Origin of the sequence: Microbispora sp. NBC_01389 (assembly GCF_045040095.1) — a bacterium.
In the GTDB taxonomy this organism is placed as follows: Bacteria; Actinomycetota; Actinomycetes; order Streptosporangiales; family Streptosporangiaceae; genus Microbispora.
On record NZ_CP109552.1, the window covers coordinates 130,352 to 150,923 of the forward strand.

Annotated in this window: 14 protein-coding genes and 1 pseudogene; 5 read left to right on the plus strand and 10 right to left on the minus strand. The window is 71.4% G+C overall.

The window, feature by feature from the left end; translation table 11 throughout:
• Window positions 1-182: 182 nt before the first annotated feature.
• Genes OG344_RS00690 through OG344_RS00705 form a run of 4 tightly spaced genes read left to right on the plus strand, consistent with a single transcriptional unit; the run spans window position 183 to window position 8,263 of the window.
• The gene (locus OG344_RS00690) at window positions 183-1,640 is read left to right on the plus strand and encodes a TIGR02677 family protein (protein ID WP_405086502.1); all 1,458 of its coding nucleotides are present in this window, start codon (window positions 183-185) and stop codon (window positions 1,638-1,640) included.
• Window positions 1,637-3,004: a TIGR02678 family protein gene (locus tag OG344_RS00695; RefSeq protein ID WP_405086503.1), complete on the plus strand. Its 1,368-nt coding sequence runs from the start codon at window positions 1,637-1,639 to the stop codon at window positions 3,002-3,004. Before OG344_RS00690 ends, OG344_RS00695 begins: the two co-directional genes overlap by 4 nt.
• Window positions 3,001-7,053 (plus strand): TIGR02680 family protein, encoded by a 4,053-nt coding sequence (locus OG344_RS00700; RefSeq protein ID WP_405086504.1) that lies wholly within the window; start codon window positions 3,001-3,003, stop codon window positions 7,051-7,053. Before OG344_RS00695 ends, OG344_RS00700 begins: the two co-directional genes overlap by 4 nt.
• On the plus strand, window positions 7,046-8,263 hold the full coding sequence (locus tag OG344_RS00705; RefSeq protein WP_405086505.1) for a TIGR02679 family protein: 1,218 nt from the start codon (window positions 7,046-7,048) through the stop codon (window positions 8,261-8,263). Before OG344_RS00700 ends, OG344_RS00705 begins: the two co-directional genes overlap by 8 nt.
• Window positions 8,264-8,315: 52 nt before the next feature.
• On the opposite strand, the gene OG344_RS00710 is transcribed toward OG344_RS00705, so the two are convergent.
• A complete protein-coding gene (locus tag OG344_RS00710; RefSeq protein WP_405086506.1) occupies window positions 8,316-9,737 on the minus strand; it encodes an ATP-binding protein in 1,422 nt (473 codons plus the stop codon).
• 146 nt (window positions 9,738-9,883) lie between these two features.
• The gene (locus OG344_RS00715; protein WP_405086507.1) at window positions 9,884-10,462 is read right to left on the minus strand and encodes a sugar nucleotide-binding protein; all 579 of its coding nucleotides are present in this window, start codon (window positions 10,460-10,462) and stop codon (window positions 9,884-9,886) included.
• Between the two features lie 49 nt (window positions 10,463-10,511).
• Between OG344_RS00715 and OG344_RS00720 the strand changes: the two are divergent.
• Window positions 10,512-10,664, plus strand: a pseudogene (locus tag OG344_RS00720) (response regulator transcription factor); the annotation flags it as partial.
• Here OG344_RS00720 and OG344_RS00725 read toward each other — a convergent pair.
• The 8 genes from OG344_RS00725 to OG344_RS00760 form a co-directional block, all read right to left on the minus strand.
• A complete protein-coding gene (locus OG344_RS00725) occupies window positions 10,624-11,721 on the minus strand; it encodes a DNA-3-methyladenine glycosylase family protein (RefSeq protein ID WP_405086508.1) in 1,098 nt (365 codons plus the stop codon). The pseudogene OG344_RS00720 and the gene OG344_RS00725 overlap by 41 nt on opposite strands.
• Window positions 11,722-11,770: 49 nt before the next feature.
• On the minus strand, window positions 11,771-12,199 hold the full coding sequence (locus OG344_RS00730) for a sulfotransferase (RefSeq protein WP_405089027.1): 429 nt from the start codon (window positions 12,197-12,199) through the stop codon (window positions 11,771-11,773).
• A gap of 379 nt (window positions 12,200-12,578) precedes the next feature.
• Window positions 12,579-13,112 carry a hypothetical protein gene (locus OG344_RS00735; protein WP_405086509.1) on the minus strand — a complete coding sequence of 178 codons (534 nt, stop codon included), beginning with the start codon at window positions 13,110-13,112 and terminating at the stop codon, window positions 12,579-12,581.
• A 134-nt stretch (window positions 13,113-13,246) separates the two neighbouring features.
• Entirely contained in the window at window positions 13,247-14,134 is an 888-nt protein-coding gene (locus OG344_RS00740) for an IclR family transcriptional regulator (RefSeq protein WP_405086510.1), read from the minus strand.
• A 124-nt stretch (window positions 14,135-14,258) separates the two neighbouring features.
• Window positions 14,259-15,611, minus strand: a complete 1,353-nt coding sequence (locus OG344_RS00745; protein ID WP_405086511.1) for a family 2B encapsulin nanocompartment shell protein — start codon at window positions 15,609-15,611, stop codon at window positions 14,259-14,261.
• On the minus strand, window positions 15,608-17,830 hold the full coding sequence (locus OG344_RS00750) for a germacradienol/geosmin synthase (protein ID WP_405086512.1): 2,223 nt from the start codon (window positions 17,828-17,830) through the stop codon (window positions 15,608-15,610). Before OG344_RS00750 ends, OG344_RS00745 begins: the two co-directional genes overlap by 4 nt.
• Window positions 17,830-19,230 carry a family 2B encapsulin nanocompartment shell protein gene (locus tag OG344_RS00755; protein ID WP_405086513.1) on the minus strand — a complete coding sequence of 467 codons (1,401 nt, stop codon included), beginning with the start codon at window positions 19,228-19,230 and terminating at the stop codon, window positions 17,830-17,832. The genes OG344_RS00750 and OG344_RS00755 overlap by 1 nt, the downstream gene beginning before the upstream one ends.
• 173 nt (window positions 19,231-19,403) lie before the next feature.
• Window positions 19,404-20,480: a polyprenyl synthetase family protein gene (locus tag OG344_RS00760; protein WP_405086514.1), complete on the minus strand. Its 1,077-nt coding sequence runs from the start codon at window positions 20,478-20,480 to the stop codon at window positions 19,404-19,406.
• Window positions 20,481-20,572 lie beyond the last annotated feature (92 nt).

Consider the following 20,572-nt stretch of genomic DNA (forward strand, 5'->3'; position numbering starts at 1 on the left):
ATAATGCAGAGGTGGCCGGCGTGGTCGCTCTGGTGCGGCATGCTTGATGGGTCCTGACAGACCTTTTGAGCCGGACGGGAACAGTGGACCTTCCCAAGCCCCTCACCGACGAGACTCCAGCGGTTGACAGTCCGGTCGAGACGAGCTCTTTCGGAATCGACGCGTTCACGCTGGACGACCGGATGCGGCTGTTTCACTTCGCGGCGGCCGAGAAGCGCAACGAGTATCTGTGGCTGCTGCGGGCGTTCGACCGGGGCCGGGCCAACTACCAAGTGCTGCTGCACGCCTCCAGCGCCCGTGACCTGCTGGACCAGCTCCGCGAAGAGCACCCGGACTGCCCGGCGGTCGGCGAGGTGCAGCCACTGCTGGACTCGCTGAACGAGTGGCGGCTGCTGGATCGTAGCTACGACGGGACCCGCGCGGCCAACCTGGCCGAATACCGCAACCGGCACTACGTCTATCAGTTCACCCAGGCCGGTTACCGCGCGTACCGGGCGGTCGAGGACGTCCTCGGGTCGACCTTGGAGGACGCTCAGCTCTCAAGGCTGATATTTCCCGACATCCTGGCTGACCTCCAGGCGCTGGCCGAGGCCAACCGGACGGGCGACGGCGATGAGGTCTACCGGAAGCTCAGTCGCCTGGACCAGGTGCTGAGCGACATGGCACAGCGGGCCGCCCGTTTCTATCTGATGCTGGGCGACCTGGCTCGCACCAACGACGTCCGGCCCGAGGTGTTCCTCACCCACAAGGACGCGCTCCTCACTCACATGCGGGAGTTCACCGCGGAGCTCGCCCGGTTCACGCCCCGGCTGGCGGGAGCCGTACAGGCCGTGGCGGACACCGGAGCGGACGCTCTGATCGCGCACGCCGCGGCGGCCGACGACCGGCTCTTCCGCGCGCCCGGGGATCGGGAGGAGGACTGGCGGCAGCGCTGGTCCGGCCTGACCCATTGGTTCGGTGCCGGCGCGGGCCGCGACTCCCAGAGTGAGGCCGAGCGGCTGCAGACCGCGACCGTCACCGCGATCGCGAACGTGCTGGCTCTGCTCAGGAGGGTGACCGAGGCACGGCGCGGGGGCGTGAGCCGGGAGAGCCAGCTTCGGCACCTGGCCCAGTGGTTCGTCTCCTGCCCCGACGAGGACGCGGCCCACGGGCTCTTCCAGGCGGTCTTCGACCTGGGCGGCCCTCGGCACATCTCAGTCACCCACGAGGACCCGGAGCTGATCCCCCCGAGGTTGTCGTGGTGGGATGCCGAGCCGGTGCAGCTGGCCCGGGGCCTGGTGGAGTCGGGCCGGGAGCCCCGGATGACCGGGGCCACCGCCAGGATCGAGCGCAACGACGCGCAGCGGCAGCGACTGCGAGCCGAGCAGCTCAAGCTGACCCGGGAGCGGCGCGACGCGGCGGCATCCCTCGCCGCCGACGGCCTCTACGGCCGCGTGCTGGACGAGCCGGAGACCCAGGCCCTGCTGGGCCTGCTCGACCTGGCGCTGGGCGCCCGGGTGCCGACCAGCAGGAAGGTCACCGCGAGCGGTTCGGCCCATGGCGTACGGCTGACGCTGCGCCCCTCCGAAGGCTCCACGACCGTCAGAACCGTGTACGGCCGGCTTCACCTCTCCGGCGTCACGCTGGAGGTGTCCGGATGAGCAAGGTCGCGGAGAACGTGAGTTCGCTGGAACTGGCCGACTACCAGCGGGCGGTGCGGATGCTGCTGAGCAATCCGCTGATCACCGATGTCCACCCGAACCGGGCCGCGCTGCCACTGATCCGCCGGTGGGCCGATCAGCTCCGGGCCGACCTGCACGAGGTGCTCGGCTACCGCCTGGTGACCACGGCGAACACCGCGCGACTGCTGCGCGCGCAGGACGAGCTCGACGTGACCCGTCCGGCACGGACCAAGACGGACCGGCCGTTCGACCGGCGCCGGTACGCCTACCTGGTGCTCACTCTGGCCGCTCTCGGCCGGTCCGGGACCCAGATCGCGCTCAGCGAGCTGGCCGAGGCGGTCAGCGCGGACGCGGCCCGGATCGACGGACTCGGCCTGGACACCGAGCGCAAGCCGGATCGAGACGCGTTCGTCGACGCGGTGGCCTGGCTCGCTGAGCGCGGCGCGCTGGCCCTGGCCGACGGTTCGGCCGCCGACTGGGTGAACAACCCCGACCGGGCCGAGGCGCTCTACGACATCGACCGCGAGGTCGTCTTCGCCATCTACCGGCCGAGCCGGGTGCTTCAGCACATGCGGTCGGTGACCGGGCTGCTCGACTCCGGTCACGGGTTCGCCCAAGGCCGGCACCGGGTGCGCGAGGCCGCGTCCCGGCGAGCGCGGCGGCTGGTGCTGGAACGCCCCGTCGTCTACTACGCGGACGTAAGTGAAGCGCTGCGCGGCCAGCTCCGCCACCCCGGTCTCATCGAGGACCTGGAGCGGCTGACCGGGCAGGCCGTGGAGCGTCGCGCTGAAGGGGTGGCACTCATCGACGCCTCCGGCCGCCTGTCCGACCTGCGCTTCCCAAGCGGCGGCACCCCCTCCCAGGCGGCGCTGCTGCTGTCGGCGCGGATCGCGGCGTACGTGACGAAATCGAAGCCGCCGGCGCTGCCCGCTCCAACGGCGGCGGAGCGTGACACGGCCCTGGCGGCCAGGATCGACGCGGGCCTGCCCGTCAAGGGCGTCATGGACGAACTGAGCGAGGCCGGACCCGTTGAGCGGGAGGCCGCGGTCGAGGCGGCTGTCCATCCGTTCGTCACCGACGCCTGGCTACGGAGCGCGATGACGCAGCTCATGAACACCTACGGCATGGCCTTCGCCGTGGCCTGGCGGGGCGATCCGGACCGGCTGCTGAGCGAGGCGCTGAATTTGCTGGCCTCGCTCCGCCTGGTTGCCAGGGTCGAGGGCGGTGTGCTGGCGCTCCCGCTCCTCGCCCGCTACCGGGGCACCACCGCCGAGGTGAGACCCCGGGCACGCAGGGCCCAGTCACAGACCGACACCCTCTTCGACGTCAAGGAAGCGCAGTGACGCGTTACGTCCCCACCCGGGCCGGGATCATCAACCTGTGGGATTACCGGGACGAGGAGTTCACCTTCGCGAACGGCTGGCTGATCCTGCGCGGGCCGAACGGCTCGGGCAAGACCAAGGCCCTGGAGGTGCTGTTTCCCTTCGTGCTGGACGGCCGGATCGACCCCAAGCGGCTCAACCCGTTCGCCTCCGAGGACCGGACGATGAAGTCCAACCTGCTCTTCCGCGGGCAGGACAGCGCACTCGGCTACGTCTGGCTGGAGTTCCGGCACCGCGACACCGGCGAAGCCGTGACGGTGGGGATCGGCCTGCACGCCCAGCGGCACCGCGACACGCCGGTCCGCTGGCACTTCGTCGCCGAGGGCCGGGTGGGTGCCGATTTCTCGCTGCTCACCGCCGACGACCGGCCGATGAGCAAGAAGCAGCTCACCGAGGAGCTGGGTGAGCACGCGCTCACCGCCACTCCCGCGGACTATCGGCACGCGATCGACCAGCGGCTGTTCGGGCTCGGCCGGGAGCGTTACGAGCAGTTGATCACCCTCATCCTGACGCTGCGCCGCCCGCAACTCGCCAAGAACCTGGACCCCGGCAAGCTGTCGGACACCCTCACCGACGGTCTTCGCCCGGTTGACGACGACCTGATCGCCGAGGCGTCGCGCTCCTTCGATGACATGGAAACGGTGCAGCGGACCTTGGAGGGGCTGGTCGCCGCCGACGAGGCGACGCAGTCGTTCCTGTCCAGCTACACCACCTACCTGCGGACGCATGCGCGCTGGGCGGCCGACGCGCTGACCCGCCGCCGCGAGGACGTCGCCGCTCATCGCACAGCGTTGAGTACGGCCGCCGCCACCTTGACCACCACGAAGCAGACCCAAGCGGAGGCCGAGGAGACGCTGTCGGTGAGCGAGGACGCCCTGGCCGGGCTGCGGGCCCGGCTGGAGCAGCTCAAGAGCAGCGCCGCCTACCAGGCCCTCGAACAGCTCGCCGACCTGGAGCGCCTGGTGCGGACGTGTGCGGAGACCGCCGCGGCAGCCAGGACCGAGCTGGATCGGCGCGCCGCCACCACCCAGAAGACCCGCGTCGAACTCGCAACCGCGCAGCGGCTGCTGGCCGAGCTGGAGGGTGCGGTTTCCCGCGCGGCGACCGACCTGGCCGACGAGGCCGCCGCCGCGGGGATCACCTGGAGCCCCGCCGACGCCGGCCCGGCAGGCTTCACCGACCGGGTCGGCGGCCGGGTGGCCTCCCGGACCGGCGACCTGCGCGCGGTCCGCGCCGCGATCGCCACCCAGCAGAAGGCCGAGCAGACCCGCGACCTGGCCAGGATCGCCCTCGACCAGGCCCTCGCCACCGCTGCCCGGGCCGAGCTGGCCGAGGCGGAGGCCGCCAAGGGCGTGGAGGCCGCCCGCGAGGACGCCAGAACCCGGCTCGCCGCCTGGGGGGAACGGCACCGCGACGTGCTGGCCGACATCCAGCCGCTCGCCGAGGCGCTGGAGGAGGCCGGCGAACCGGACGCGCCGAGTCTTGACGCGGTTTTCGGGGCCGCGACCGCGCGAGCCGTACAGGACCTGCGGGATGCCCAGGCCCAGCTCAAGTCCGAACGGGCCGCCACCGAGCGGGAGCGGGCCCGGGTCAAGGGCGAGCGCGCGGAGATCGCCGCCGAGCACGACGACGCGCCACCCGCGTTCGCGGCCCGTACGGCGGAACGCGACGGGAAGGCCGGGGCCCCGTTCTGGCGCCTGGTCCGATTCGCCGACCACGTGGGCGATGACCACGCCGCCGCCGTCGAAGCGGCGCTGGAGGCGGCCAATCTGCTGGACGCCTGGGTCACTCCCGCTCCGGAGCGCGTCGCCGCCGGGGATTCGGAGGGCTACCTGGTGCCGGGTGCCCCGGTGACGCCGAGCCTGGCGGACCTGCTGGTCCCCGAGGAGGAGACCCCGGTTCCGGCCGAGCGGATCACCGCGATCCTGCGTTCTGTCGCGCTCGGCGGGGAGGCCGACGACGACCGGCCGATGATCTCTCCCGACGGACGGTTCGCCCAGGGCATCCAGGTCGGTGCGCACCACAAGGACCACGCCGAGTACATCGGGGCGACCGCCCGGGCCCGTCGCCGGGCCGTACGGCTCGCCGAATGCGACGCCCGGATCGCCGCGCTGACCGAGACCATCGCCGGGCTGGACCGGCGTAGTGCCCTGACCGAGTCCGCGCTGGAAGCGATCAGCACCGCCCGCGCCGCACTGCCCAAGACGGGCCCGATCGTGTCGGCCCTTCGCGAGCACGAGGGGGCCGCCGGACGCCTGCGTGCCACCCGCGAGACCGCCGACAGCGCGCAGAGCGGTTATGACGAGGCCGTCGCCGCCTGCGGCGCGGCCGAGCGGGCGCTGCGCCGGGCAGGGGCCGAACACAGCCTCGATCCCGCCGTCGTGGACGAGGTGGCGCAGGCCGTACAGCGCTTCGAGACCATGGCCGGCGCGCTGACCGGCCGTCGGCGCGAGGAGGCGCGGCAGCGTGACGCGGTCGAGGGCAGCACGGAGCGGCTGGAGTCGGCGGCCGACGACGAGGCGGCCGCAGCGCAGACAGAGCAGGGTGCGCGGCGCAGGCACACCGAGGAAGCGGCCAAGCTGGACGCCCTCCAGCAGACCATGGGTGCCGAAGCCGGCCAGGTGCTGGCCGAGGTCCAGCTGGCCGAGACGGGGATCATCGCCGCGTCGCGGGCGGCGGAGTCCGCGCGGACCGCCGAGCGGACGGCGCTCACCGAGGTCGCCACCGCGCAGGCCAAGCTGACCGCCGCGCAGGAGTCGCTTCGCGTCGCGGCGGGCGAGGAACGCGAGACCGCCAAGGCCCTGGCCCCCTTCGCCCAGCGGGAACTGCTCGACGTCCTGAAGTGCCCGCCCGGTCTGGGCTGGCCCGCTCAGGAGGCCGACTGGCTGGGCTCCGGTTCCGGCGAGTGGGAGCTGCCGCCGGAGGTGGCCGCCGTCCACGAGGCGATCCTCACCGTGACGCGCGACCTGACCCCGACCGAGATCTCGCTCAAGCAGTCCACCACCCGGCTGACCAAGGCGCTGGACGACCTCCAGGCGCAGCTCACCGCCGCCGGTCAGGACTACCGGCCCGAGTGGGACGGCGCCGACGGGGTGATCGTGGTCCGCGTGGCGGACGAGGACGGGCCGCTGCCTGTGGGCGCGTTCGCCGCGAAGATGACCTCCAGCCGCAAGGATCAGCAGCAGCTGCTCAGTGAGTCCGAGCAGCGGATCCTGGAGGACGCGCTGCTCACCCGGCTGGCTCAGCAAATCCACGACCGCACGGTGGACGCCCGCGACCTGATCCGGCGGATGAACACCGAGATGCGCTCGCGCCGGATGTCATCGGGGACCACGGTCGGTGTGAGCTGGCAGCTCGCCGACAGTCTGGAGGACGAGCAGCGGGCTGTCTGCGGTCTGCTCGACGCCGACGCGGCCCGGCTCGGCCCGGACGAGCTGAGCCGGATGCGCGGCCACTTCGCCACCCAGATCAAGAACGCCCGGGCCCGCGAACGTGAGCTGCCCTACCGAGAGCTGCTCACGAAGGTGCTCGACTATCGCCGGTGGCGGCAGTTCACCTTCCAGCTCGTCCGGCCCGGCGGTGCCGAGGAACGCCTCACCCGCGCCAAGCACAGCCGCCTGTCCGGCGGCGAGCAATCGGTGTCGCTGCACCTGCCGCTGTTCGCCGCCGCGCACGCCATGCTCAACTCGGCGCTGCCCGACGCGCCACGGCTGCTCGCCCTGGATGAGGCGTTCGCCGGGGTGGACGACACCGGGCGCAGCGAGCTGATGGGCCTGGCCGCCCAGTTCGACCTGGACCTGTTCATGACCGGGTACGACCTGTGGGCCACGCATGCCGCGGTGCCCGCTGCGGCCCACTACGATCTGGCCCATTCCCCGGTGGAGCATACTGTCAGCGCGCTGCTGCTCGTCTGGGACGGCGCCGAACTACTCGCCGACGACGCGGGAGAGCTGACCGTCGCGCTGGGCTCGCCCGGCACCAGGCGTGTCGAGGCGAGCATCGTTGGATGAGCTGCGGGGTGTGGAATGGCAGCGTCTCCTGGCCGCGGCCCGGCGCAGGCTGGAGCAGACCGGGGGTGTGATCGACGGTGCCGTCGGGCTCGCCAACCCGTCCGAGGCCGAACGTCGGTTGATCATCGGCATCACCGGGACCTACCGCCCTGAGACCGTCAAACGGCTGACCGTGTCACTGGCAGACCTCGACGACGCCCTTGTGAAAATGCACCGCATGGGCCTGCTCCAGGCGCTGGCTTCGGTGGGAGGTCCGGTCCGGGACCGGCCCGCGGAGCGAGCCGCGGAGGTTTCCGGCAGGCAGGCGTTGCTGGCCGCGGCTCAGTCCGCGAGGTGTGCTTCGGAACCCTGGTTCGCCGAGTGGCTGTCGGCGATCACTGCGGACGGCACGCTCACCCGCATGGTCCGGCGTGGTGACACCCACCTGATCAGGCAGGCGGCAGCCGTACTCGACCTGTTGCCCGCAACCTTCGTCCCGCTTCCCGTCCTGGCCGAGTCGGCCACCGGCGACACCAAGGCGCTCGTTGCCGGCAGCCCGCTGGCGACGCTCGTGCTGCGCGCCCTGGCGCTCCGGTCCGGTTCTCCTGCTCCGCCTTCGGGCAGGGCGGGGCAGCGGGTGCTGTGGGAGTCCGTCGGTGTGATCGTCGACGACCTGGCCAGCCAGGTCCTGGTGCTCAACGTCACAACCCGCGGCGACAGTGTGGTCTCCAGGTGGCTGGACGATGCCGCCGCGTTCGGGATCCCGTTCCGGCTTACCCTCCAGCAGCAGAGGGAGCACCCGGTCGTGCCGGTCGCCGAGGACATCTTCGTCTGCGAGAACCCCGCCGTGCTCCGCGCGGCGGCGGCCGAACTCGGGGCCCGGTCAGCCGCCCTGGTCTGCACAGAGGGGATCCCGTCGGCTGCCTGCCACAAGCTGCTCGCCACGGCGACGGCAGCCGGGTCACGACTCCGCTGGCGGGCCGACTTCGACTGGACGGGGCTGCGCATCGTAGAGGCGGCAGCCGTACGGCATGGCGCGTCGCCCTGGCGGATGGGGGCGACTGACTACGCGGCCGGCTTGGTCGAAGGCGAGTCCACCCCGCTCACCGGCAGCAGGTCCGGCAGCCCCTGGGATCCAGCCCTCGCCGAGGCGATGGCCGCCGAGGGCCGGGCCGTCATGGAGGAACGTCTCATCCCAATACTCCGCACCGACCTCTCGCCTGACGCCTGAAGGTTGTCATTGACGCGAGTGCGTTTTCGACGAGTTCGGCATAGTCGACAGCTCACGCCCTACGCCATGCGCTGAGCAGTTCCCCGGGGCCGTATGCCGCCTGGAGCCCGGAACAGCTGGTCCCGTTCCGGGAGACCGCTACGAGCGGCACCGGCTCGTCGGTGATCGCCGCCCGGTGCTTCTGCAGCGCGGCCAGGTCGTGGCTGTCGAACGCGGAGTTCTCCAGCCACTTGATCGAGCCGAGGAAGAGCAACTGCTTGGCCACCGGTTGCCTGTCGACACCCACCAAGTCGATTTCGACGTCATTGCTGCGGGTCCAGTACCCGCCGATCGCCGGGGTGGCGGGCAGGAGCCCGTCCGGCAGGAGACGGGCGAGGGATTCCCGGATGAGGGGCTCGATCGCGCGGCCGCGCCAGCTCGTCCACTGCTCCTTGATCCGGCTCAGCGTGAGATCTCCCCGCATCCGCTCGATCTCCGCCATGTGCGGATCCAGAAACGCGAGCCAGAACCGCAGGTAAGGATCGGCCACTCGGTAGCGGCGTTCCTTCGACGGCCGCAGCGAGAACGGCAACTCGGCCGCCACCACCCGTTTCTCGGTCAGGACATCCGTAGCTCGAGTGAGAGTGGTGTGGGCGATGCCGCCGGCGGCGCGCGCGATGTTGGTAAAGGTGCGTTCCCCGGCTCCAATGGCCCGGAGGACTTCCCTGCTCATCGCCTGTGGTGGAAACTCCGCGGCCAGTGAGCGCTCGGCGGAGACCAGCAGCGCCGAGATGGGGTTGTCCAGCGAGTCGCGGAGGAATTCCCAGACATCCGCTCCAGCCTGCCACTCCGCGCAGATCAGCGGGAGACCTCCCGTGATCAGGGCGGCGTCGAAGGCGGCGGCCGGCGGAAGGCTGAGCATCTCGCCGATGTCAGCGGGGTTCAGCGGCCCCACGATCATTTCCCGGCCCCGTTGGTGGAAGGGGCGGTCGTAGCTGTTCAGCGCCTCCATCATCGACAGGTCGGATCCGACCAGGAGGAGAAGTACCGGCTTGCGGCTCAACGAGCGGTCCCATGCGCGCTGGAGCATGCCCTCGAAGGCGTCGACTCGGTCCATGAGATACGGGACCTCATCGATGACGATCACGCTCGGCCTGTCATTGGGCAGGATCTCTGCAAGCAGCCTGAATGCCGCATTCCACTGCTCCGGGGCCTCCTCCGAGAACACTTCTCGCTCCGGCAGCGTGGATCTGGCGACGGCGTCGAACAACTCCGCCAGTTCGTTCTCCGCCGTGGCACCCGCCGCGGTGAAGAAGAGATTCGGCGTCTCTGTGCGCCGGAGGAACTCCTCGACGAGGCTCGACTTGCCGACCCGCCGCCTCCCCCGGATGAGGATGCATTGACCTGGTCTGGCCGACCCGGCGGCATCGCGAACTGCGTGGAAGGCGTTACGGAGCACGTTCAGCTCCCGGTCCCGCCCGATGAAACGGCGCATGGCACACCCTCAAACGATGGTATCGCTAGAGATACTATCGCTATCGATACCATTGCGCCTACCGAGCGCGACACTGCGGGGGCGGGATCTTCCGACGCGCGGTCCCCGCCCTCCACGTAGGCCGCGTACCGGCTTGATCGCTGAGGCTACTTCAGGAACTCCCGCGCGCCGCGCAGCCTGGTTGTGAGATACCGCTGAGTGTGGCGACAGTCCAACCGGACGTCGATCGGCCCGGGCACGCAAAGCGCATGCACCATGCCTTCGTGTGCGGAGCCGCCGTCACCGATTATCAGAGAGGTCCGTACGATCACCGCCGTGGGATCGATCGCCTGCACGGCCACCTCCGCGGCGGCCTTCGCTGCTCCGTAGGGGGTGACCGGATCGGGGACACTGTCTTCCGCGTAGGTGATCGCCTCTCCTGAGAAGACGGCGTCGCTGGACACGTGGACCAAACGTCCGCCGTTCCCGGAAGCCGCCACGGCCACGTGAGCGGCGCCCACGGCGGTCGTCTCCCAGTCCGGCTGGCGATAGGCCGCGTTGACGACGACGCCGGGACCAAAAGCGCCGATCAAACCGATCACGGCCGCACGGTCACGAACGTCGAGCGGCAGCCATTCGACTCCCGTCGCCGTCTCCGGCCGCGTCAGGTAGGTGGCGGCTACGACATGCCCGTCCGTCGTGGCCTGCCGTACGACTTCGCCGCCGAGAAGGCCACTGCCGCCCACGATGAGGATTCGCACGGCTGCGACGGTAGTGGACGATCAGATGGCGCTGGCGGCCGAGGGCGCGTCGGTGCGGCAGATCGCCACGGCGCTGCACCTGACCGAGGGCACCGTGCGCAACTACCTGTCCAGCGCCGTCGCCAAGCTCGGCGCGACCAACCGGATCACCGCGATCCGCGCCGCCCAGGAGAAGGGCTGGCTCTGACGTCCTTCCCCGTCTGGCCGGCGGCGGCACCCGCCCTCTCAGCCTCCCTGGCTCCGTACACGGACGACCGGAAGAGGAACGAGGCCCACGAGCGGTAGGGCCGCCAGGCGTCGGCGACCTTCCGGTACGCGCTCGCCGGGGCGTCCTGCGGCAGGCCGTACGCCTCGCGGAGGATCGCGAACAGGCGCGGCTCGTCGCCCGGGAACGCGTCCGGCGCGCCCGCGCCCCTGATCAGGATCAGGCCCGCGGAGAACGGCCCCACGCCGGGCAGGGCTCGAAGCTTGGCCAGCGCCTCCTGCGGGTCGAGCGCACGCAGGTGCTCGGTGGTCAGCACACCGTCGAGCGCCGCGCGGGCCAGGCCGCGCAGCCACTCCTCCTTCTGCTCGGGCAGGCCGAGCCCGTCGGCGTTCACCAGCGACACGGGCGGCGGGAAGGCGGCGTACGCCCGGCCGTCCAGATCGACCATGGCGCCGTACCGCTCCGCGATGCGCTGTTTGATCCGGGAGGCGATGAACATCGACGAGCGCTGCACGATCACCGCCCAGCAGGCGGCCTCCCACGGGCTCCAGAAGCAGAGCGGCCGCAGTCCCGGGCTGCGGCGCTGCAACTCACCGAGCACCGGGTCGGACTCGCCGATCTCGGCGAAGCCCGAGCCGTCCACGTCGAGGGACAGGATGCGGGCCACCTCGCCTCGGATCTCCGGCCCCGCGGCCCTGGTCGTCCGTACGGCGACCCCGCCCGGCGCGGCGGTGACCGTCACGCCGATCGGCAGCCAGTCGGCCTCGGCGCAGTAGGCGAAGCGCAGCGTCCGGCCGTCGGAGGGCAGGCCGCTGGTGGCCGGCCAGTCCTCGACGAAGCGGAGTGTCGCGCCGAAGTCGAACGGGCCCGTGGCGGTGAGCGTGAATTCATGCCCGGTCATGCGGGACATCGTACGGACGCGGACCGACAGTCCCGCACGCTGTACGCCGCCGTTCCCGTCACGGGAGCGCCTTGTGCGGCTCGCCGTCGACACCCAGACGTAGAACTTCCCGCTGTGGCGAGCGACCTCGGTGGTCATGTGTTCTCCACGTGCGGAGGGTGATCCGCCGCCTGCGCCCCGGTCCAGGTCAGAGGTAGCCCCAGGCTTCCGCGATCTCCCGCAGCGGCTCGGCCACCTCTTCGGGAGCGGGCAGCGGACGGCCGCGCTGCACCCGCCCGCTGCGGATCTTGTCGCGCCAGTCACCGATGCCCTTCACGAACTCGCCGTGGTCCTTGTCGCCGTAGCGGATCATCTCTGGCTCGTACTCGACGCCGAGCCAGGCGCAGACCCGGCGCAACTCGCCTTCCGTGTCGTCGACGAGCCTCTCGTACCGGACGACGAGCCCCTCGTGCCCGCGCCTGGACTCCTCCAGGTGACGCATGTAGTGCAGCGTGTGCCGTACGGCCTCCTCGACGGGCCGCGCCTGCGGATCGGCTTCATGCCAGGACCGGACGATCGAGGCGGGATGGCGCAGCAGGTAGACGAACCGGGTCGTGTGGCGCGTGGATCCTGGAATGACTGTTCAGCAGTACCCGGAAGAGCGTGGAGCCGGACCTGACCGGGGAGAGCACGAACACCGGCCCGCGGAGGAGACGGTCGATCTCCGGGTCGGCGGGTCGTCTGGGCTCGTCCCGCGGCGGGGGGGAGCGGTGCGGGACGCGGGCGGGCCCGGGTGATGACGTACCCGGTCATCCCTTCGACGGCGGCGTTGACCTTGGTCTTCCACGGCATGGCCACGACCGTAAGGAGGCGGGGTGGCCTCGCGGTTAACGGAGGCTGGGTGTTTCCAAAGCAGTGCTTCTCGCGCGCACGGCTCCCGGGCACGGGCAGGGCCAGCGGGGGCCGTTGCGCGACCGCCCTCCGTGACCGGCCCGGCGGAGGGCCCGCCATGACGGCTACGACGGCGAGATCGCCAGGACCGCCTCGTCGGGCCGTACGCTCGTCAGCCGGAGATGGATGTCGCCGATGCGGGCGGGCCGATCCATGGTCAGCGTCAACGATCCCCTTGTCCGGCAGCGGCCGTTGACGCAGTCCTGGCTTACTCCGACGTTCATGCCCTCGACCCGGTAGCCGCCGGAGGAGCCCTCGAAGCGCAGGCGCACCACACCCTGGTCGAGGGCGGCCACCGTGAGCGCGTCCAGGCCGGTGGCGGCGTCGAGCCGCAGCCGGTCTCCCTGGCGCACCTCCACCTCGCAGTCGGCGTTCCGGCACGCCTCCGGATCGGCGGCGGCGGCCGGGAGGGCCGCCGGGGCGGGTGTGGCCGACGGCGCCGGGACCGTGGTGGACATAGTGGTGGACACGGCGGCGGGTGTGGCCTCAGGCCGTGGCCGCGGCTCCGGCGCTCCGCACGCCGCCAGCAGGACGATCGCCGGCACGGCGACGAGGCCGATCCGCCCGGCGAGGACGAACGCCCCCGATGCAACCCGCATGACACCCGCTCCCTGTCGCGCCCCCGAATGCGCCGACGGCCGCGCCTCACGACTGTCTCCGCAGGTCACGCCGACATCGAAGACTCTCCCCCGGCGCCGGTCAGCCCAACCGGCCTGTCCCGCGCGGTTCGCGCCTATGGCCGTACGGCCGCCCTGCGGGCGTTCCCGGTACCGGCGGGGGCCGGAAGGCGGCCGAACACGGGTCCGGTGCGCTCGGGGCCGGGCGCCAGGATGGTGCCCAGGACTCCGGTGATCTGGTGGGCGGTCCTGCGCACGGCCGGGCCCAGCCGCGGCAGCGCCGCGGCGCCCGCCGGGGCCGCGACGGAGACGGCCATGCACACCCGGCCGTCCGGCCCGAAGACAGGCGCGGCGGCGCAGCAGATGCCCTCGGCGAACTCCTCCCGCGCGTAGCTCACGCCCTCGACCCGGACGGCCGCGAGTTCGCGTTCCAGCGCGGCCGGGCCGGTCACCGTACGGCCCGTCATCCGCCGGGGGGCGGGACCGGCGTAGAAGGCCTTCCGCAGTGCGGCGTCGTGCGCGAGCAGCGCCTTGCCCGCGGCCGTGCAGTGGAGCGGGGCGCGGTCGACGCCGTCCGAGGGTGACGTGACCCGGTTGTGCCCGTACAGCCGCTCGACGTACGCGACCTCGCCGCGGTCGGGCACGGCGAGGTTGACCGTCTGACGGGTGGCCTCGTACAGCTGGAGCAGGTACGGCAGGACCGCCCGGCGGCAGTCCGGCACCCGGCGGCCCTGCACGGGCCAGCCACGCGGCGACAGCAGTTCGGCGAAGCGTCCGTCGACCGTGTAGTCGCCACCCCTGCGGGTGACCAGGCCGCGTCCCTGCAGGACTCCGAGCAGGCGGTGCGTGGTCGTCTTCGAGAACCCGGTCGAACGGTGCACCTGGGTGAGGTTCATCGGCCTCATGCCGACGGCCAGGCAGAACAGGATCGCGATCCCGCGCTCCAGGCTGCCCAGGGCCGAAGCCGTCTCCGCCCTGCCGGACCGTTCCATCAGCACGATCACAGACCTCCGCCGTCGCATTCAGAAGAGCAGTTCTTGATCGGCCAGCGGCCACCCTAGCCGGAGCGCCGCGCAGGTGCGGCGGTTTCCGGCGAGGGCGGACGGCGGCTGCGGGGGGCGGCCGTGTTCAGCCGACCTCCACGCTTTCCAGGACGCCGAGGGCGTCGGGGACCAGCACCGCCGCGGAGTGATAGGTGGTCACGAGGTAGGAGATGATCGCCTTGTCGTCGATGCCGGTGAAGCGCACCGACAGCCCGGGCTCGTACTCGTCCGCCAGCCCGGTGCGGCGCAGCCCGACGACCCCCTGTTTCTCGGTTCCGGTGCGCATCACCAGGATCGAGGTGAGCCCGCGGTCACTGACGGGGATCTTGTCGCAGGGCAGGATCGGGACTCCCCGCCACGCCATGACCTTCGCGCCGCCGGCCTCGGTGACGTCCGGATACAGACTCCGGGCGGTGCACTGGCGGCCGAAGGCGGCGATGGCGCGGGGATGGGCCAGGAAGTAGTGCGAGCTGCGCCGGCGGGCCAGCAGTTCGTCGAGGTCGTCGGGGGTGGGCGGGCCCGACCGGGTGTGGATGCGCTGCTTGAGATCGGCGTTGTGCAACAACCCGAAGTCGCGGTTGTTGACCAGCTCGTGCTCCTGCCGCTCCCGCAACGCCTCGATCGTCAGCCGCAACTGCTGCTCGGTCTGGTTCATCGGCTCGTTGTACAGATCCGCCACCCGCGAATGCACCCGCAGAATCGTCTGCGCCACACTCAGCTCATACTCACGCGGCCCCAGCTCGTAGTCCACGAACGTCCCCGGCAGCGTCGCCTCACCCACATGCCCCGCCGCCAGCGCGATCTCCGCCTCCCCGTACCGGTTCGCCGGACGGCCGGCCGCGGGGCGGTCCAGCTGCTCCCGCAGGCTGCCGGAGCGCTCGGTCAGCTCGTCGACCACCGGCCGTCCGAGCACGAGCACGATGCAACGGGTGAGCGCCCTGGCGGGGGCCGCCGCCGGTCCGGTGAGATCCCCGAGGTGGTCCCCGCCGGCGACGACCCGGAGCAGCGTCTCGCCGCCGTACTCGCCGACGCCGACACAGGCGATCTTGCCGTGGGCGACCAGGACCACCTGACCGGCGGGCACCGGTTCGTCCGGGTCCAGTTCGTGCTGCACGAACCGGTCCGCCAGGGCGGCCAGCACGTCCGCGTCGGCGTACCCGTGCAATGACGGCAGTTCGCACAACTCGGCCGGGATCACCCGCACCTCGGCCCCGGTCGAGACGAACGTCACCCGCCCGTCCCCCGGGGTGTAGGTCAGCCGCCGGTTGACCCGGTAGACCCCGCCCTGGACGTCGATCCACGGGAGCACCCGCAGCAGGTGACGAGGGGTGATCTCCGCCATCTGCGGCGGGGTCTTGGTGGTGGTCGCCAGGGTGCGCGCGGCCCTGGTGCTCAGGGCCAGCCGCGACGCGCCGTCGGGCCCGGGCGGCGCGCTCATGACGCACCCGCCGTGAGGTGGAGCACCGGCGCGTGCGCGGCGCCGTCCCCGGCGGGCACGCCGTACGGGGACGCGAGGGAGCCGATCCTGGCGGTGGCGGTGCCGAGGCCGGTCGGGCCCTGGGTCCACCGGGCCACCGGACCCGCGCGGAGTTCCTCGTCGAGATAGCGCCGGCAGCGTTGGTGCCAGCGCAGGATGGCGGCCATCCAGTTGCGCAGGTCGGTCACGTACGCCGCGACCGACTCCCGCACGGCCTCGCCCGCGTCGATCCGGTCGAGCAGGGCGGGCAGGTCGACGGTGGTGATGTGCTCGAACTGCCTCATCCGGCTCGTCATCAGCCCGTCCACCACCGTCACGCCCTCCTGCGGCGGGCAGTCGAGGAACGTGGACATCACCAGGACCGAGTTGTGCAGCTCGCCCTCGTACCGAATCTCCTTGCGGTAGGAGAACAGGTCGTTGAGCAGGCACGCGTAGTCCTGCGCGGCGTCGGTCATGCCGAGGAACTCGCGGGTCAGGTAGATCTCCTCGGGGATGACCCGGCCCGGCGCGAGCCTGGCGAGGCTCATCGTCATCCGCGAGCCGAAGGTCGCGCGCCGCATCTCCAGGTAGTCGACCGGGTCGGGCACCCGGTGCTGGGCCTCGTTGGCCAGCTCCCACACCCAGCTGTCGATCATCTCCTCCACCGACCTGCGGAAGATCTCGCGGGAGCCGGGCGGCAGCGGCCCGGCGGTGCGCGGCCACAGGTCGGCGAGCCCGCGTTCCAGCCCGGTCAGCGGGGTCAGCCGCGGGACGAGGTCCAGCGGCATGAGCTCCTTGAACCGCCGGTTCAGGAGCTTCGCGCCGACCAGGTCACGCGCCGCGCCGAAGACCCGGGGATAGTAGTCGTCGCCGTACGTCCCCCAGGCCAGCCAGTTGGTGGCCAGGACCAGCTCGTCGGCGGTGGAATCCGGGGTGATGCCGGACGCGCACAGGGCCAGGTCGAATCCGGCGAGCCGCCGTTCGTCCCACACGGCGGTCGCCGGAATGCCCGGAACCGCGTCGAAGAACCCCATGGCCGCGCACCACTCCAGGTCCGCCGCGCGCGCCGCGTCGAGGTGCGGGTTGTCGCGCACCTCGAACGGCATGTACGGCTCGGGCAGCCGTACGTCGGCCTCCTCGAAGGGCCGGTGGGTGTGGTTGCGCAGGCCGCCCGCGCCCGTGATGTGGGCGCGGGAGACGTTCATCCCGAAGATCCCCGCCTGCCCGCCGTTCTTGGTGTAGCGGCTGGAGGCCGAGTGCCACGCGTGGCCGCCCGCCTGCCAGTCCTGCAGCCCCTTGGCGTACCTGAGGACGAGCCCCTGCTCGGGCGGCGAGACCGCCTCGTCGGCGAAGAGCGCCGGCAGCTCGGTCAGCGCGGTGTGCTCGAACTGGTGCAGCCGCGACGTGAGCAGGTCGTTGGTGATCTCCACGGCCCGCTCGGTGTCGCAGCCGAAGAAGCGCTCGCAGACCAGCACGCAGTTGGACAGCTCGCCTTCCTCCCGCACCTCCCGCTCGTAGGAGAACAGGTCGTTGCGCAGGTGCACGGAGTCGGCGAACGACTGCGTCAGCACCCGGATCGGCCGGGACTCCGCCAGCCGGGCCGGAAGCTCCGCGCCCGCCGCGTGCTCGACCAGCGCCGCCGACCACGGGGCGCCGCCGACCTTCCGGCGTTCCTCGATGTACTCGATGGGGTTGGAGACGGCGTCCCTTTCGATGTGGAACAACTCCCACATCGACTCCTGGAGCAGATCGCGGGTGACCCGGACGAACCGCCGCCGCCACGCCGCCGACATGGCGGGCACGGTCCGGGGCCACAGGTCGGCCAGCCCCCGCTCCACGGGGTTGGCCGGCTCTGGCGGGTCGTCGGACATGAACGCGTCGAGCCGGTCGAGGTACTCCTGGGCGCCGTCGAGATCCCTGCTGCGCTTGAAGGTCTCCAGGAAGTGGTCGTCGAAGTAGAAGACCCAGACGTACCAGTCCGTGACCAGGTCCAGCTCGGGGGCGGAGCAGTCGGGGTGGGTGTAGGCGCACATCAGGCCGTAGTCCATCGCGTCGAGCGACTCCTCGGTCCAGATGTCCGGGTCGTCCAGCATCCCCATCTGCCCCGCCCATCCGCGGGTGTGCGTACGGGCGGTCTCGACGTGCGGGTTCAGCCTCGGCGGATAGGGGAGGTAGAACTCCGGCAGCCGGTAGGAGGACATCACAGGACCTCGACGCTCTCCAGGATGCCGAGGGCGTCGGGGACCAGCACGGCCGCCGAGTAGTAGGTGGTCACGAGGTAGGAGATGATCGCCTTCTCGTCGATGCCCATGAAGCGCACCGACAGCCCGGGCTCGTACTCGTCCACCAGGCCGGTGCGGCGCAGCCCGACGACACCCTGGTCCTTCTCGCCCAGGCGCATGACCATGATCGAGCTGACGCCCTGGTCGTTGACGGGGATCTTGTTGCACGGCAGCAGCGGGACCCCGCGCCAGGCGGGCGCCTTCTGGCCGTTGAACTCCACGGTCTGCGGATAGATGCCCCGGCTGTTGCACTGCCGGGCGAAGGCCGCGATCGCCTTGGGATGGGCGAACATGACGGTCGGGTTCTTCCAGACCGTGGTCAGCAGTTCGTCGAGGTCGTCGGGGGTGGGCGGGCCCGACCGGGTGTGGATGCGCTGCTTGAGATCGGCGTTGTGCAACAACCCGAAGTCGCGGTTGTTGACCAGCTCGTGCTCCTGCCGCTCCCGCAACGCCTCGATCGTCAGCCGCAACTGCTGCTCGGTCTGGTTCATCGGCTCGTTGTACAGATCCGCCACCCGCGAATGCACCCGCAGAATCGTCTGCGCCACACTCAGCTCATACTCACGCGGCCCCAGCTCGTAGTCCACGAACGTCCCCGGCAGCGTCGCCTCACCCACATGCCCCGCCGCCAGCGCGATCTCCGCCTCCCCGTGCCGGTTCACGGGGCCGTCGGGGTCGTCCCGGTACGCCGACACGTGCTCGCGCAGACTCTCCGACAACGCCAGCAGCCGCTCGAAGGCGTCCCTGGTGAGGGTGAGCACCGTGCACGGCGTCACCGTCCGCACCGTCCACTCCCACCGCGCCTCGGACTGCACCAGCATCTGCTCGCCGACGTACTCCCCGTCGGCCAGCACCCCCAGCAGCGTCTCGTTGCCGTACGCCCCCTCACCGATCTTGTCCACCTTGCCGTGCGCCAGCAGCACGACCTCCTCCATCGGAGCTCCCGCCGCCGCGATGACCTGCCCCGCCTGGTACTCCCGCTGCGTGAACAGGTCGGCCAGCGACGCGAGCACGTCGGCGTCGCCGAACCCCCGCAGCGCCGGCAGCTCGCACAGCTCGGCGGAGATGACCCGCACCTCCGCCCCGGTCGAGACGAACGTCACGCGCCCGTCGGCCACCTGGTAGGTCAGCCGGCGGTTGACCCGGTAGGCGCCGCCGATGGCCTCGATCCAGGGCAGCACGCGCAGCAGGTGCCGGGAGGTGATCTCCTGCATCTGCGGCGGGGTCTTGGTCGTCGTGGCCAGGTTGCGCGCGGCCCTGGTGCTCAGGCTGAGCCTGCTGTCGTTCGGCGCGCTGGTCTGCGGGGTCGTTTCGGTCACAGCACATCACCCATCTGTTGATCGGCCGGCGGCCGGTTGTCCGCTAACAGGTCGTGCTCGTCGCCGAGCGGTGGAGGGGAAGGCGTCGGGAGGTCACCCGGGGGGCCCGCGAGCCGCCGGACCGGTCCCGGTGCGGGAAGCCGCGGACGACGCGGGTGTGCCGTTCGCGCGCCTCACCGGACGCGACGCGTGAGCCGCTCGGTGAGCACCGTGAGCGCCTCGGCCGCCTCCGGCCTGATCGGGCAGTCGCCCAGCGCCGCGAGCGCCTGGCCGGTCCGCTGGGTGATCAGCTCCTCGACCCGGTCGAGCGCGCCGGTGTCCACGATGATCCGCCGCAGCTCCGCCGCGCGCGCCTCGTCCAGGGCGGGATCGCCGTGCCAGGTGCGCAGCAGGTCCCGTTCCGGCCCGCGGGCCCGCGCGGAGGCGTACGCCATGAGCACGGTCCGTTTTCCCTCGCGCAGGTCGTCGAGGACGGGTTTGCCGGTGACCGAGGGGTCGCCGAAGACCCCGAGGACGTCGTCGCGCAGCTGGAACGCCTCCCCCAGCGGCAGGCCGAACCGGGAGTAGGCCTCCAGCAGGCTCGGCGGGGCACCGGCGAGCGCCGCGCCGATCTGCAGCGGGCGCTCCACCGTGTAGCGCGCCGTCTTGTACCGGATCACCGTGAGCGCCTGCTCGACCCCGTCGTCCCCTCGCGCGTGCGCCAGGAGGTCGAGGTACTGACCGGTGACGACCTCGGTGCGCATGCGGTTGAAGAGGTCGCGGGCCGCGCGGGCCCGCACGTCGTCGGGACCGGCGTCCGCGAGCAGTTCCTCGGCCCAGGCCTGGGCGAGCACGCCCAGGAGGATCGCCGCGGACTGGCCGAACTGCTCGGCCGCGCCGAACCGCTCCGGCCGCGCGAGCCCCCGGTGGATGGTGGGACGTCCCCGGCGCAGCTCGCTGCCGTCCATGAGGTCGTCGTGGATGAGGAGACCGGCGTGGTAGAGCTCCAGCGCCGCGCCGGTGGCAACAACCGCCGCCTCGCGAAGCTCTTCACCGCCGGCCCCCCGCCAGCCCCAGTAACACAGCAGAGGACGGACCCGCTTGCCACCCTTGACCACGAACTCACGCAGCAGGCGGTATCCCTCGGCCACGTCGTGGTCGCCGACCGGAGGGCGCCGCGCGTCGAGGAAGTCGGACAGCAGCTCGTCGACACGTCTCCGGACCCGGCCGGTGATGCCGGTGATGGACGTGTCCACGATCTCCGCCGTCATGGTCGGCCTCCTCGTCGGCGCGCCGGTCTCCCCTGCGGAAAGTTACTTAATGAACACGCCAAGTAGAACCATGCGTTCCGATAGTCGGAACT

What these genes read in the sequence shown, in the direction of transcription:
- OG344_RS00745 (WP_405086511.1), bottom strand. Translation starts at nt 15,611, where the DNA reads ATGAGCGCGCCGCCCGGGCCCGACGGCGCGTCGCGGCTGGCCCTGAGC.
- OG344_RS00725 (WP_405086508.1), bottom strand. Translation starts at nt 11,721, where the DNA reads ATGACCACCGAGGTCGCTCGCCACAGCGGGAAGTTCTACGTCTGGGTG.
- OG344_RS00760 (WP_405086514.1), bottom strand. Translation starts at nt 20,480, where the DNA reads ATGACGGCGGAGATCGTGGACACGTCCATCACCGGCATCACCGGCCGG.
- OG344_RS00710 (WP_405086506.1), bottom strand. Translation starts at nt 9,737, where the DNA reads ATGCGCCGTTTCATCGGGCGGGACCGGGAGCTGAACGTGCTCCGTAAC.
- OG344_RS00750 (WP_405086512.1), bottom strand. Translation starts at nt 17,830, where the DNA reads ATGTCCTCCTACCGGCTGCCGGAGTTCTACCTCCCCTATCCGCCGAGG.
- OG344_RS00735 (WP_405086509.1), bottom strand. Translation starts at nt 13,112, where the DNA reads ATGCGGGTTGCATCGGGGGCGTTCGTCCTCGCCGGGCGGATCGGCCTC.
- OG344_RS00695 (WP_405086503.1), top strand. Translation starts at nt 1,637, where the DNA reads ATGAGCAAGGTCGCGGAGAACGTGAGTTCGCTGGAACTGGCCGACTAC.
- OG344_RS00690 (WP_405086502.1), top strand. Translation starts at nt 183, where the DNA reads ATGCGGCTGTTTCACTTCGCGGCGGCCGAGAAGCGCAACGAGTATCTG.